The organism is Nocardia sp. NPDC055002 (genome assembly GCF_053608825.1).
The window spans coordinates 82,216-96,272 of record NZ_JBSGWE010000005.1 but is presented as its reverse complement, the minus strand read 5'-3'; the positions used below and the strand labels follow the sequence as shown (position 1 = coordinate 96,272).

The 14,057-nt window shown below is 69.3% G+C and carries 12 protein-coding genes; 5 read left to right on the top strand and 7 right to left on the bottom strand.

Going from position 1 to position 14,057, the window contains the following annotated elements; all coding sequences use genetic code 11:
* Positions 1 to 15: 15 nt before the first annotated feature.
* The 3 genes from thiG to thiO are packed head-to-tail and all read right to left on the bottom strand — an operon-like array spanning position 16 to position 2,070.
* On the bottom strand, positions 16 to 774 hold the full coding sequence (gene thiG, locus ACWF99_RS21590; protein WP_452537222.1) for a thiazole synthase: 759 nt from the start codon (positions 772 to 774) through the stop codon (positions 16 to 18).
* Positions 767 to 982 (bottom strand): sulfur carrier protein ThiS, encoded by a 216-nt coding sequence (gene thiS / locus ACWF99_RS21585; RefSeq protein ID WP_378633691.1) that lies wholly within the window; start codon positions 980 to 982, stop codon positions 767 to 769. The genes thiG and thiS overlap by 8 nt, the downstream gene beginning before the upstream one ends.
* Entirely contained in the window at positions 979 to 2,070 is a 1,092-nt protein-coding gene (gene thiO, locus ACWF99_RS21580; protein WP_452537221.1) for a glycine oxidase ThiO, read from the bottom strand. Before thiO ends, thiS begins: the two co-directional genes overlap by 4 nt.
* A 78-nt stretch (positions 2,071 to 2,148) precedes the next feature.
* Here thiO and thiE point away from each other — a divergent pair, with 78 nt between their 5' ends.
* Positions 2,149 to 2,847: a thiamine phosphate synthase gene (gene thiE, locus ACWF99_RS21575; RefSeq protein ID WP_378633686.1), complete on the top strand. Its 699-nt coding sequence runs from the start codon at positions 2,149 to 2,151 to the stop codon at positions 2,845 to 2,847.
* A gap of 70 nt (positions 2,848 to 2,917) precedes the next feature.
* Here thiE and ACWF99_RS21570 read toward each other — a convergent pair whose 3' ends face one another.
* The gene (locus tag ACWF99_RS21570) at positions 2,918 to 3,556 is read right to left on the bottom strand and encodes an NUDIX domain-containing protein (protein ID WP_378633683.1); all 639 of its coding nucleotides are present in this window, start codon (positions 3,554 to 3,556) and stop codon (positions 2,918 to 2,920) included.
* Between the two features lie 128 nt (positions 3,557 to 3,684).
* Here ACWF99_RS21570 and ACWF99_RS21565 point away from each other — a divergent pair, with 128 nt between their 5' ends.
* From ACWF99_RS21565 to ACWF99_RS21555, 3 genes are all read left to right on the top strand, one after another.
* Positions 3,685 to 5,166 (top strand): hypothetical protein, encoded by a 1,482-nt coding sequence (locus ACWF99_RS21565; protein ID WP_378655823.1) that lies wholly within the window; start codon positions 3,685 to 3,687, stop codon positions 5,164 to 5,166.
* A complete protein-coding gene (locus ACWF99_RS21560) occupies positions 5,163 to 6,119 on the top strand; it encodes a glutamate ABC transporter substrate-binding protein (RefSeq protein ID WP_378633678.1) in 957 nt (318 codons plus the stop codon). The genes ACWF99_RS21565 and ACWF99_RS21560 overlap by 4 nt, the downstream gene beginning before the upstream one ends.
* A 491-nt stretch (positions 6,120 to 6,610) precedes the next feature.
* Complete coding sequence (locus tag ACWF99_RS21555; RefSeq protein WP_452537358.1) at positions 6,611 to 8,920, top strand: tetratricopeptide repeat protein; 2,310 nt, start codon at positions 6,611 to 6,613, stop codon at positions 8,918 to 8,920.
* A gap of 2 nt (positions 8,921 to 8,922) precedes the next feature.
* On the opposite strand, the gene ACWF99_RS21550 is transcribed toward ACWF99_RS21555, so the two are convergent.
* A complete protein-coding gene (locus ACWF99_RS21550; RefSeq protein ID WP_452537220.1) occupies positions 8,923 to 10,122 on the bottom strand; it encodes an acetate kinase in 1,200 nt (399 codons plus the stop codon).
* Entirely contained in the window at positions 10,119 to 12,197 is a 2,079-nt protein-coding gene (gene pta / locus ACWF99_RS21545) for a phosphate acetyltransferase (protein WP_452537219.1), read from the bottom strand. The genes ACWF99_RS21550 and pta overlap by 4 nt, the downstream gene beginning before the upstream one ends.
* A 74-nt stretch (positions 12,198 to 12,271) precedes the next feature.
* Between pta and ACWF99_RS21540 the strand changes: the two genes are divergently transcribed.
* Positions 12,272 to 12,778: a nitroreductase/quinone reductase family protein gene (locus ACWF99_RS21540; RefSeq protein ID WP_452537218.1), complete on the top strand. Its 507-nt coding sequence runs from the start codon at positions 12,272 to 12,274 to the stop codon at positions 12,776 to 12,778.
* A 172-nt stretch (positions 12,779 to 12,950) separates the two neighbouring features.
* Here the strand turns inward: ACWF99_RS21540 and ACWF99_RS21535 are convergent, their stop codons facing one another.
* The gene (locus tag ACWF99_RS21535; protein ID WP_452537217.1) at positions 12,951 to 14,048 is read right to left on the bottom strand and encodes an SPFH domain-containing protein; all 1,098 of its coding nucleotides are present in this window, start codon (positions 14,046 to 14,048) and stop codon (positions 12,951 to 12,953) included.
* Between the last annotated feature and the right edge of the window lie 9 nt (positions 14,049 to 14,057).

The following is a 14,057-nucleotide window of genomic DNA, read 5'->3' as shown; positions in this document are numbered from 1 at the left end:
GATGACCTTCGACCCTTAGACGGCTGGGGAAGAAGCCTGAGCCCAAAAACGCTTGGGGATACGGCCCGCCTGCCGGGCCAGATAGCCCGCACGCACCGCGGCCGACATGGCCGATGCCATGAGTTCGGGCTCTTTCGCCCTGGTCACGGCGGTAGCGAGCAGGACTGCCGAGCAACCGAGTTCCATGGCGAGAGCGGCGTCGCTGGCGGTGCCGATGCCGGCGTCGAGGATCACGGGGACCCCGGCGGCGGCGACGATCATCTCGATGTTGTGGGGGTTGCCGATACCCAGGCCCGTACCGATCGGGGAGCCGAGCGGCATCACGGCGGCACAGCCCGCTTCTTCGAGGCGGCGGGCGAGGATCGGGTCGTCGGTGGTGTACGGCAGGACCACGAAACCGTCGTCGACGAGCTTCTCGGCGGCGTCGAGGAGCTCGAACGGGTCCGGCAGCAGGGTGCGGTCGTCGGCGACCACCTCGAGCTTGACCCAGTTGGTGTCGAGCGCCTCGCGGGCCAGCTGGGCGGTGAGTACGGCTTCGGCGGCGGTGCGACAGCCCGCGGTGTTGGGCAGCAGGGTGATGTCGAGGCGCTTGAGCAGGTCGAGCACGCCGGTGCCGCCCGCGGCGTCGACCCGGCGCATGGCGACGGTGGTGAGCTCGGTGCCGGAGGCGATCAGTGCCTGTTCGAGGACGGCGAGGTTCTCGGCGCCCCCGGTGCCCATGATCAGGCGGGAGCCGAACTCCTTGTCGGCGATCCACAACGGCGACTCAGCCACCCTGCACCGCCGTGAGCACCTCGATGGTCCAGCCGCGCCCGACCGGCTCGTCCCAGCGCGACTTCGAGAAGACCGCGCCGTCGACCGCCAATGCCACACCCTGGCAGGGCAATTCGAGCTTGGTCAGCAGTTCGCGGACGCTGAGCGGCTCGGGGAACTCGTGGTCGACACCGTTGACGGTGACACCGATCGGGATGGTCGAGGTCATCGAACTCCTCCTTGCGACAGAGATGGCATCTGCGATGCCGGAAAACGTTGAGGTGCAGCGGCGTCGACGACCACGGGGGTCTCGCCGTCGAGCAGTGCGGGCACGACCGCCGCGGTGAGCGCGAGGGTGAGCATGCCGTTGCGGCCGTGACCGGTGGCGGCGACGACCCGGTCGTCGAGGTGGCCGAGCAGGGGCAGATTGTCGGGGGTGCCCGGCCGCGAGCCCGCGTTCGCTTCGGCCAGTTCGTATTCGGCGATGCCGGGCAGGATGGTTTCGGCGTCGGCGATCAGGTCACGGACACCGCCGACTGTGACGGTGGTGTCGAAGCCCGCTTCGTATTGTGTTGCACCGACGACGATTCCGTCTTCGCGGGGAACCAGGTAGACCTGCCTGCCGTGGACCCGGGCGCGGATCACCCTGGTCGGTGGCGGGCTGACGCCGGGCCTGCGACGCAACCGGAGGATTTCACCCTTCACCGGGCGCACCGGCAGGCCGGGCCAGAGCTCGGCGGAGCGGGCGCCCGCCGCGAGAACTATCCGATCATGCGGCAGATCATCCAGCGCGGCAACGGCTTCGGCACGGATCTCGACACCGGCTCCGGCGCAGGCGGATCGGAGCGCACGCAGTACGCGCCGATTGTCGATGGCGGGTTCGGTTTTCGCGTGCAGTCCGGCGCGGACGGTGCGCGCGAGCGCGGGTTCCAGTGCGCGGACACCCGCACGGTCGAGCACCCGCAGATCGTGACCGAAACCGGCCAGCCAGTCCGAGACGGTGCGCAGATCCGTGACATCGGCGCTGTCGAGGGCGACGGTGAGCGTCTCCCCGGCCACGAACATCGATTCACCCGAGACCGCTCGGAGCCGTTCGGCGAAAGCGGGCCACTGCGCCAGCGCGGCCGCGCCGAAGGCGAGCACCCTGTCCTCCCCCGGCCAGCCTTCCGACAGCGGAGCGAGCATCCCACCGGCCACGAAGGAGGCGCCGCGCGCGGGTTCGGGGTCGTAGACGGTGACCGTCCAGCCTGCCTCGGCGGCCCGCCATGCGACGGCAAGTCCGACGGCGCCGCCGCCAACGACCGCCAGAGTTCGCATCACGTTCCACCTGTCTTTTTCGCCTACCGCCCGCCACGGCGTTCGCACTCCAACGGTAGCGCGACTACCGTCGAGAACGTGCAGCCCTCCCATCCGAACCGTTCCGTCCCGCCAAGGGAGCGCCTGTCGAGTGCACTGCTGTATCTGTGCACCGATGCGCGGCGGGAAAAAGGCGATCTGTCCCGCTTCGTCGACGCGGCGCTGGCAGGCGGAGTCGACATCGTGCAGCTCAGGGACAAGGGATCGCCGGGCGAGGCCGAATTCGGGCCGCTCGAGGCTAAGGCCGAGCTCGGTGCGCTCGCCGAGATCAAGGCCGCGACCCGCCGCCACGGCGCCTTGCTCGCGGTGAACGATCGCGCCGATATCGCACTCGCGGCGGGCGCCGATGTGCTGCACCTCGGCCAGGGCGACCTGCCGCCGTCCTACGCGCGACGCGTCCTCGGCCCCGATGTGGTGATCGGCCGCTCCACCCACAACCGCAACCAGGCGAGCCTGGCCGCGATCGACGGCCACCTCGACTACTTCTGCACCGGCCCGATCTGGACCACGCCGACCAAGCCCGGTCGCCAGGCCGCGGGCGTCGACTTCGTCCGCTCGACCGCCGAGTCCCATCCCACACTCCCCTGGTTCGCCATCGGCGGCGTCGACGCGCAACGTCTCCCGGAGGTGCTGGCCGCCGGTGCCCGCCGCGTGGTCGTCGTCCGCGCGATCACCGAAGCCGCCGATCCGGAAGCCGCGGCTCGCGAACTGAAGCAAGCGCTCCTCGCCGCTGACTGAGCGCCACGACAGGCACTGCGGCCGTGTGCCGATGTGCGCGCAGCCTGGTCGACGAGGTGGCGCTCCGGACTCAGGCGAGAACGTCTGCCCTGGTGAGAATCGGGCCTTCGGTGGGCTCACCATCGACAACGACTTCGACGCCGGGGCCGTCGGCCCGCGCGTGCAGCCAGAAGAAGCCCTGGTCGGGCAGTTCGACTGTGCGGGGTAGCGCTTCCGCGAGCTCGGCGTCGGCCTCGAGGCGCACGCGCAACGGCACCGCGCGCAGTTCGATCCAGGCGACGGCGAAGCCGGGATGCAACGGCAGATCGGCGACCTCGTCCTCGGGGACCCAGGCCAGTTCGGCGCTCTCCTTGTTGGCGACCGTGGGCAGCGGCTTGTCGGCGTCGGCGATGACGGTGATGTAGGTCCAGCCGCTCGGGGCGGTCATGGTCAGGCGCTCGGCCCGGACCCGGAGGTCGGCGGCGGCGATGCCCGCTTCCTCCTCGGCCTCCCTGACCGCCGCGTGCTCGGGGGACTCGTGCGAGTCACGCGCCCCACCGGGCAGCGCCCAGGTGCCGCCCTGATGACTCCACGGCGCCCGGTGCTGCAACAGCACCGCGGACCCGCCACCGGGCAGCGGTGCGCGCAGCAGCAGACCCGCCGCACCGAATTTTCCCCAGTGCTTGGCCCCATCGGGGCCCTTGAACCAGCCGTCTCCGTCGCCGCGCATCCCATACTCTTTCCTCCGAGCAGCCGTACAGCAACCGCTGCGGGGGTGTGTGAGGGGCTGCGCTACCCGTAGGCCCACAATAAACTCCGCACAGGTAGGTGTGCACGGACAGCGCCGGGAGGTGAACGATGGTCGAACCGGGGAATCGCAATGCCTCGACGGAGGTGGCGGCCGTCCGTGTTCGCCCGTCATCGCAGGCCACGACGGGTGCGAAGCACTCCGAGACGGCCGGCGCGGCGCCGGTGACACCGCGCTGGGCGCCGCTGCGCCGACCGGCCGCGCCGGTCGACCGGCCGCCCGCGCCCGACGTCAGAGCGTTGCGCGCGCAGTTCCAGCCCGCCCGGTTGCGCAGCTTCGCGCACTCCTCGCCGGGACGGCTCGTCGCCGCCGGACTGGTCCTGATGGTGCTGTGCGTCACCGCGGGCGCGGTGACTTCGACGACCGTGAGCGAGCGTCAGCAAGCTCTCGGCGTCCTGCTCGACGACACCGAACCCGACGCGCATTCGGCCAACCACCTCTACACCTCGCTCTCCATCGCCGACGCCGCCGCGGGCACCGCGTTCATCGCGGGCGGACTCGAACCCCAAGCGGTGCGCGACAGATATACCCAGGCCATCGGTGAAGCCGCCGCCGAACTGGTGACCCAGGCCGGGCACGTCTCCGACGAAGAGGCAGCCGATCCCTCGGGCACCGACCGCCGCCTGCGCACCGGCATCGCGACCGGGCTGCCCGTCTACAGCGGGCTGATCGAGACCGCGCGGGTGAACAATCGCAACGGCTATCCCGTCGGCGCGGCTTATCTGAGCGAGGCATCACATCAGATGCAGACCGGACTGCTGCCGATGGCCGAGGAGCTGGAGGACCACCGCTTCGACGCGGTGACCGCCGCGCAGTACCGGCACGTGCAACCACCGTGGACGGCGATCGTGCTGCTGGTGGTGGCGCTCGGCGCACTGATCTGGGTGCAGGTCGAGCTGGCGCGGCGCTCGCGCCGATTCTTCAATATGGGCTTGCTGGTCGGCACCGGCGCGCTGGCGCTGACCCTGATCTGGACGGTGGCGGCCGGTTCGCTGTCCGCGGTGGCGATGATTCGCTGCCGGGACGAGGGCGCGGTGCCATCGGCGCGATTGGCCGAGAGCCGAATCCTCGTGCAGCAAGCCAGATCAGCGGAAATGGTGAAGCTGGTCCGCCGCGACGCGACCGGCGACTACGACCGCACCTTCGATACGAACGCCGCCCGGCTCAACGAGCTGCTCGCCGGTTACCCCGGGGACGCACCGGCCCGCGACGAGGTGGCGCACGCGCGCGCCGCGCTCACCCGCTGGCAGTCTGCCCATCAGCGGATGAACGACACCCTCGAGCGGGGCGATTTCGTGGGCGCGGCCACCGTCGCGACCGGTCCCAGCGCCGCAGATTCCGCCGCCCAGGTCGACGCACTCGACCGGGCACTGGACAAGGCGGGCGCGGTGACGCGAGACACCCTGCGCGCCAAGGTCTCGCAAGCGATCGACGTGCTGTCGTTCCTCGCCCCCGGCGCGTTCGTGCTCGGCATCGCGGCGGCGGCATGCGTCGCGCTCGGGCTGTGGCCGCGACTGCGGGAGTACCGATGAGGCGCGGCCGGGTTGTCGCGGCGCTGATGCTGGCCGGACTGCTCGCAGGCTGCTCCGAGGGCACCCCCACGCCCGCTGAGCGGGGTGTCTATTCCGAGCCGCCGTTGCCCGCCAAGGCCATTCCGATCGGCACCGACACCCCGGTGCCTCCCACCGGCGGCGAACAGTGCGGCGATCCGACCGCGAGTCTGCGACCGAGCACCGCCGCGGGCCCGACGATCGATGCCATTCGCGCGCGCGGCAGGCTCGTCGTGGGCCTCGACGCGGGCAGCAACCTGTTCAGCTTCCGCGATCCGCTCACCGGTCGCATCGTCGGGTTCGACGCCGACATCGCCCGCGAGATCGCCCGCGACCTGCTCGGCAATCCTGATCTGATCGAATACCGCAGTCTCGCTTCGGAAGAGCGCGAGCGGGCACTGCAGGATCACACGGTCGACCTGATCGCGAAGACGATGACGATCACCTGCGAGCGACGTCAGCGGGTGGCGTTCTCGACGGTGTACCTGCGGGCCGACCAGCGGGTGCTCGCGGTGAAGGGTTCGGGCATCGACGGGCTGGCCGATCTGGCGGGCAAGCGGGTGTGCGTGGTGCGCGGCACCACCTCGCTCGACCACATCCGCCGCGACCAGCCTGCTGCCACGATCCTGACGGTGCCGACCTGGGCCGACTGCCTGGTGGTGCTGCAACAACGCCAGGTCGACGCCGTGAGCACCGACGACTCGATCCTGGCGGGCCTGGCCGCCCAGGACCCCTATACCGAAGTGGTGGGCGGGAGCATCAGCGCCGAGCCGTACGGCATCGGGATCCCCAAGGGCGACGACGACCTGGTGCGTTTCGTCAACTCCACCCTGGACCGCATCCGCAACGACGGCACCTGGACCCGCATCCACCGCCGCTGGCTCGCGACGCTCGGCGAGACGCCGAGCCCGCCCGCACCGAAGTACCAGGACTGACGGCCATGAGCACGAACCCGACCGATGACGGAACAGGGCAATCGACATCCCACGCCGCTGCGCCGGATGACCAGGAACGGCGCGAGCCGACCCAGCTGACCCAGCGCCACCGTCCGGGCACCCTGCCCGGCGGATGGACGCTGCCCGGCGACGACGAGACACGGCCACTGCCCAAGCTCACCGCCGAGGCGGCCGCGGAGTTCGCGGGCAAGCAAGCGAGCAGCCGCGACCAGACCCCGGCGACCGACGCCACCCCGCGTGCCGAGGAGTCCGGCGCCGACCCGCGATCGGGCCACGTTCCCCCTGCCGACTCGGGAACGTCGCAGGACCACCTCGCTACGCAGCGGGCGAGCAGACCCGCGCCGACGGCACACGAATCCGCCGTGTATGTCCCGACCGAAGCGACGCAACGCGCCCCCGAGGCCACGCCGAACGCGGCGGCCGAGGACGCACAGCGCACCCGCGAGACCGCGCCCTACGCGGCGACCGAAATGGCCCATCGCCCCGCCGAAACCGCGCCCTACGCGGCGACCGAAGCGGCACAGCGGGTTCCGGTGAACGCCCCGCACGCGGCGACCGAGGCAGCCCAGCGCGACGATCAGACCGGCGAACGAGCGTCCGATCCCTGGCCGTCTGCGCCACAGACCGGGGTGAGTACCGCGCGGTCGGGGCGCAGTGTGCGGACCGCGCGGTCACGGCCGACGCGGCGGCTCGGCGCCGGGCTGGTGCCGATTCCGACGGTCACCCCGGCGGACCCGCGCGACGCCGTGCTGGCCGATCCGATGGTCTCGGAAGGCCGCCGGTTCTGTTGGCGCTGCGGCAATCCGGTCGGGCGGTCGACGCCGGCGCGAGCCGCTTCGACCAGCGGGGAATGCGAAACCTGCGGGGCAGCTTACGATTTCCGGCCGTCGCTGCACGAGGGCGATATGGTCGCCGGGCAGTACGAGATCCAGGGGTGCATCGCGCACGGCGGTCTCGGCTGGATCTATCTGGCCATCGACCGCAATGTGAGCGATCGGTGGGTGGTACTCAAGGGCCTGCTGCACGCGGGTGACGCCGAGGCGCAGGCCGTCGCGGTGGCCGAGCGCCAGTTCCTGGCCGAGGTGGCGCACCCGAGCATCGTCAAGATCCACAACTTCGTCGAGCACACCGCGGGTGACGGGTCCATCGGCTACATCGTGATGGAGTACGTGGGCGGGCATTCGCTGCGCGACATTCTCGATGCCAGGCCACGGGGCGAGCAGATGCCGCTGGCCGAGGCCATCGCGTATGTGCTGGAAATCCTGCCCGCGCTGGAACATCTGCATTCGATCGGCCTCACCTACAACGACCTCAAGCCCGACAACGTGATGGTCACCGAGGACCAGGTGAAGCTCATCGACCTCGGCGCGGTCGCCACCATCGACGCCTATGGGAACCTGTACGGCACCAAGGGTTTCCAGGCGCCCGAGATCGCCCGCACCGGGCCGACGCCCGCCTCCGACGTCTACACCGTGGGCCGGACGATCGCCGCGCTCACGCTGGCGCTGCCCAGCGAACACGGCCGCTACCTCGACGGCATCCCCGACCCTGCCGACGAACCGCTGCTGGCCCGCTACGAGTTCTTCCACCGATTCCTGCTCACCGCCACCGATCCCGATCCGGCACAGCGCTTTCCGTCGGCGCGGGCGATGTCGGCGCAGCTGGCCGGTGTGTTGCGCGAGATCCTCGCCTACGACACCGGCACGGAACATCCACAGCTGTCCACAGTGTTCAGTCCACAGCGCACCAGCTTCGGGACCGAGGAACTGATCAGCCAGACCGACGCCTATCTCGACGGTGTCGGTCGCTCGCCGCTGCTGGATTCCCGCGATGTGGTGGCCGCACTGCCGATTCCGCTGATCGACCCCGCCGACCCGTCGGCGCCGCTGCTGGCCGCCACCGCCAACCCCGAACCGGAGCGGGTGCTCGAGGCGCTGCACGACTCCCGCGAGCGGGCCGAGGCCGATCCGGACAACGCACCCGAGACCCTGGCGGGCGAATTGCTCTTCGCCGAGGCGCGAGCGCGGCTGGAACTGGGCGAGTCGGCGGCGGTGTTGCACATGCTCGATCGGGTGCCCAGCGAATCCGATTGGCGCACCGACTGGTTCACCGGTCAGGCACATCTGCTCGAACTCGACTACGAGGCCGCCTTCGCGTCGTTCGAGGCGGTGTTGCGGGTGCTGCCGGGCGAGATCGCGCCGAAGCTGGCGTTGGCCGCCACCGCGGAACTCATTCTGCAACACTGGGATTCCGACGCCCCCGAACAGTGGCGAAGCTTCGCCGAACGTTATTACGACACCGTCTGGCGCACCGACAGGGCCGTGGTGAGCGCGGCATTCGGCCTGGCCAGACAGCTGGCGGTGGCCGGGCGAGTCGGCGAAGCGGTCCACGCCCTCGACGATGTGCCCGCCGCGTCCCGCCACTTCACCACCGCTCAGACCACGGCGATCCTGTTGCTGCTCACCAGCTCTCCCGTCGCCGAACTCGACGAGCAGATCCTGCGGCTGGCCGCCTCGCGCGCCCAGTCCATCCCAGCAGGCGAGCACCGCGCCACCCTGATGCGCACGCTGGTCCAGGGCTCGGCATTGGCCTGGCTACAGGCGGGGAACACACCGAAACGTAAGGACGCCAAGCTGTTCGGCCGCGCCTTCACCGAACGCGAACTGCGCGACGGCACCGAATCCGGTCTGCGCTCGCTCGCCCGCAACGCCCCGGACCGGACGCACCGCTACGCCCTCGTCGATCTGGCGAACTCGCTACGACCCAAATCCTGGTTCTGAGCTCAGTGCCCGCCGACCAGCTCGTGGGCCGCGCGGGCAATGGCCAGTTCTTCGTTGGTGGGTACCACCAGCACGGTCACCGGGGCGGACTCCGGCGAAATGCGGCGGATGCCCGGCGCTCTCTTCTCATTGCGGGCCGGGTCGATGTCGATGCCCAGCGCCTGTAGACCCGCCAGCGCGTCGGCGCGCACCGCCGAGCTGTTCTCCCCCACACCGGCGGTGAAGATGATGGTGTCGACGGTGCCGAGTTCCACCAGGTAGGCGCCGAGATAGCGGCGCAAGCGGTGGATGTAGACGTCGTAGGCGAGCTTCGCCTGGGTGTCGCCGCCGTCGATGAGCTGCTGCAATTCGCGGAAGTCGTTGACCCCACTCATGCCTTTGAGGCCGGAACTGCGGTTGAGCAGTTGCTCCACCTGACTCACGTCCAGATCGGCCGCCCGCATGAGATACGGCGTGACGCCGGGATCCAGATCGCCCGGCCTGGTTCCCATCACCAGACCTTCGAGTGGGGTCATCCCCATGGTGGTGTCGATCGCGACGCCCCCTCGGATCGAGGAAGCCGACGCCCCGTTCCCCAGGTGGAAGACGATCTGGTTCAGCTCTTCGGTCGGTTTCCCCAGGTACTCCGCGGCCTTCTCCGACACGTACTGGTGCGAGGTCCCGTGGAAGCCGTACTTGCGAATACCGTGGGCCGCGGCGAGTTTCGCGTCGATCGCGTAGGTCTTGGCGGCGTCGGGCAAGGTGTGGAAGAACCCCGTGTCGAAGACCGCGACCTCGGGAATGCCGGGCAGCAGCTCCCGCGTCGACTCGATACCGACCACGTTGGCGGGATTGTGCAGCGGCGCGAGCACCGACAGTTCGTCGATCGCGTGCAGCACATCGTCGGTGATCAGGGTCGGTTCCCAGAACACCTCGCCGCCGTGCACCACCCGGTGCCCGACCGCGCCGATGCCGATCGTGGTCAGGTCGAGGCCGGTCTCGCGGAACATCTCGAACGCCCGCAGCAGACCGGCTCTGTGGTCGGGTATCGCCCCGTCGTATTCGAGTTCGGCCGTCCCCGCCACGTGCACGATCCTGCCGCCGTGCGACTCGCCGATCTTCTCGACCAGGCCGGATGCCAGCACCTGCGCCGAAACAGCATGCAGCAGTTGATACTTGATCGACGAGGAGCCACTGTTCAGCACCAGCACAAGGTCACTCACTTGCCATCCCCCTGAGCCTGGATGGCGGTGATCGCCACCGTGTTGACGATGTCGGCGACCAGCGCGCCGCGCGAAAGATCGTTCACCGGCTTGCGCAGACCCTGCAACACCGGCCCGATCGCGACCGCGCCCGCGCTGCGCTGCACCGCCTTGTAGGTGTTGTTGCCGGTATTGAGGTCGGGGAAGACGAAAACCGTGGCCTTGCCCGCTACTTCGGAATCCGGCAGCTTGGCGCTCGCGACGGCGGGCTCGATCGCCGCGTCGTACTGGATCGGGCCTTCCACCGGCAGTTCCGGCGCACGCTCACGCACGAGTTCGGTGGCCGCGCGGACCTTGTCGACGTCGGCGCCGGTGCCGGACGCACCGGTCGAGTACGACAGCATCGCCACCCGGGGGTCGATCCCGAACCGGGCCGCCGTGCCCGCCGAGGACACCGCGATATCGGCCAGCTGTTCCGAGGTCGGATCGGGAACCACCGCGCAATCGCCATAGGCGAGAACACGATCGGCCAAGCACATCAGGAACACGCTCGACACCGTGGAGACGCCGGGCACCGTCTTGATGATCTCGAACGAGGGGCGGATCGTGTGCGCGGTGGTGTGCGCGGCGCCGGAGACCATGCCGTCGGCGATCCCCTTGTAGACCATCATGGTGCCGAAATACGAGATGTCGGACATGGTTTCGCGCGCCCGCTCGAGCGTCATGCCCTTGTGCTTGCGCAATTCGGTGTACTCGGCGGCGAACTCGTCGAGGTAGCCCGAGGTGCGCGGCGCCATCACCTGGGCGTCGGCGATATCGACACCCAGCTCGGCGGCGCGGGCCCGTACCGAGGTCTCGTCACCGAGGATGGTGAGGTCGGCGATCTTGCGCTGCAGCACTCGACCGGCCGCACGAATGATGCGGTCGTCATCGCCCTCGGGCAGCACGATGCGTTTGCGGTCGGCGCGGGCGCGTTCGATCAGCCGGTATTCGAACATCTGCGGTGTCACGACAGTCGAGGACGGAACCTGGATGCGCCGCAACAGCTCCGGCGCGTCGACCCGCTGCTCCATCAGCGCGAGCGCGGTGTCGACCTTGCGCGGGCTGCCCGCCCACATCCGGCCGCGGGTGCCGTGCACGGCACTGGCGGTGTCGTAGGTACCCAGCTCGGTGGCCAGGATCGGCAGCCGGGGGTGCAGGCCCTCCATCAGCCGCGCGATGGCCGGATGCGGGCGAAGACCGCCGTTCATGATCACGCCCGCCAGCGACGGGAAGCCTTCTGCCTCATGGGCGTTCACCAGGCTGAGCAGCACGTCGGAGCGGTCGCCCGGGGCGATCACCACCACACCGTCGGAGAGCCGCTCCAGGATGTGTTCGGCGGTCATCCCGCCGACCATGATGCGCAGCGCCTCACGCTGCAGCAATTCCGGGTCGCCACTGTAGATTTCGCCGTCGATCGCCTCGCACAGCTCGCCCATGGTCGGCGCCATCAGCAGCGGCACCTCGGGCAGCGTCCAGGACGGCACGTCGAAACCGGCCAGTGCGGTGGCGATGTCGTCGAGCTCGTCGGGAGCGCACCGATTGGCGACGATCGCGACCAGGTGGGCGTGCTCGGTGGCGAGCTCGGCGGTACACAGTTCGACCAATTGCTTGACCTCGCCGGGCGTACGTTCCGCGCCGCGAACGACCAGCAGGACCGGCGCGCCCAGGTTCACCGCGATCCGGGCGTTGAAGCGCAGCTCGCTCGGGCTGGCGACGTCGGTGTAGTCGCTGCCGACGATCACCACCGCGTCACAAGCCTTGGCGACGTCGTGGAAACGCATCACGATGTCGCTGATCGCGGCCGTGGGGTCGCGGTGGACGTCCTCGTAGGTGACGCCGACGGCCTGCTCGTAGCTGATATCGGCGGTGCTGTGCTCGAGCAGCAGTTCGAGGATGTAGTCGGGTTCGTCGGTGGAACGGGTGATCGGACGGAACACACCGACGCGTGCGGTGGTCGCGCACAGCATGCCGAGGACACCCAGTGCCACCGTAGATTTTCCGGTGTCACCCTCGGGCGAGGCGATGTACACGGTGGACGGCGCTTGTTCGACCATGCTCGCGAGCTTAGTGAATCGGCGGCGATTCAGGGGTTCGGCGGGGTCCGATCGGTCGCGTTATAGTCCGGCCCATGACATCGCAGTTCCCGGATCGCCAGTGGGGCTCCCGCGCCAATCCCCTGTCCCGCGCCGCCACCCGATTCGCCGCGACCAAGCCGGGTTCCTGGCTGATCCGCACCATCACCCCGCTCGACCGCGCCCTGCTCGAGCGCACCGACGCCAAGTACACCGTGCTCGGCCCGATCGGCGCCCCGGTGATCCTGCTCACCACCACCGGCCGCAAGTCCGGCGTCGCGCGCACCCAGCCGCTGCTCTACGTCCACGACGGCGACACCCTGTACGTGGTCGGTTCCAACTTCGGCCAGGCCCACCACCCCGCCTGGACCGGCAACCTGCTCGCCGATCCGGCAGCCACTGTCGCCATCGCCGGCGAACGCATCCCGGTGACCGCCACCCCGGTCACCGACGCGGACAAGGACGCGATCTTCGCCCGCTTCATCGATATCACCGGCGCCTACGCCGCCTACCGCGACCGCACCACCCGCGACCTACGCATGTTCGCCCTGCGCCGGGCGTAAGCGCCGGGTTCGGGCCGGACCCTCTTCGAGAACGTCGAGCGGACTCTCGCGGCCGTCGGAGCGACCTGGACCGACGTCTGCCGCCCGGGCGACCGCACTCGTGAACCGGCAGGACTGACGAGGTGTCCGGTCAGCCCTGCCGGCTCGAGACTCGCCCACGACGTGGCGGTGATCAGACCTTGTCGACTTCGCCGTTCGACAGAGCCTTCTGCAAGGAATTGAAGACCGTCAGGCCCTGACCGACCATGCCGTTGAGCAGCTCGCCCACGCCGTCGGGGCCGTTGAGGACGGTGAGGTTGGCGCCCGCCAGGCCGTGCGAGGCCTGCTTGACGATTTCCGGGAGTTGCTCGATGAGCATCTGGTCCAGCGCGATGCGGTTGTTGGACGCCGCTGCCTCGGCCTGAATACGGGTGCGGTCGGCCTCGGCCACCGCGAGGATGCGGACTCGTTCCGCCTCCGCCTCAGCGGGTTTCACCACTTCGGCCTGGAGTTGCTGTTCGCGCAGTTCCGCGTTCTTGCGGGCCTGCTCGGCCTGGGCGTGCAGCACGGCCTGCCTGGCGATGGCGTCGGCGAGCGGGCCCGCCTGTGCCGCTTCGGCATTGGCCTTGTCGATGTCGCGCTGGTACTGCGCCTTGAGGATCGAGGTCTCACGTTCGTATTCGGCGCGACGGCGCAACGACTCCTGCTCGGCTTCGGCGGAGCGCTGCGCGGCCTGGGCCTGAGCGATCTGGGCATCGCGCTGGACGGCCGCATTGTGCGGTGCCGCAAGGGCATTGATGTAGCCGAGGTTGCCGTCGTCGATGGACTGGATCTGGAACGAGTCGACCCACAGGCCGATATTGCTCATCTCCACCTTGGAGGCGATCAGCACCTCGTCGGCCAGCTTCTGACGTTCGCGGATGATCTCCTCGACAGTCATCGAGCCCACGATCGAGCGCAGATGACCGGAGAAGATCCGCCCGGTCAGCACCGACATCTCCTGCTCCTGTTCGGACAGGAAGCGCTGTGCCGCATTGACGATCGACTGGGTGTCGTTGGCGACCTTGAACTCGATCACCGCACGCACATCGAGCTGGATGGCCTGCTTGGTGACGCAGCGCTCGCGGATCTCGGACTCGAACATGGCCAGTGACAGGTAGCGGACCTTGCGGAACAGCGGCACCACCCAGGTGCCGCGCCCGATGACCACCTTGAACGGGGTGTCGTCCTTGGTCTTGGCGCCACTGACCAGCATGGCTTCGTCGGGATCGGGAACGTGATAGCCCAGCATCGCGGGCCC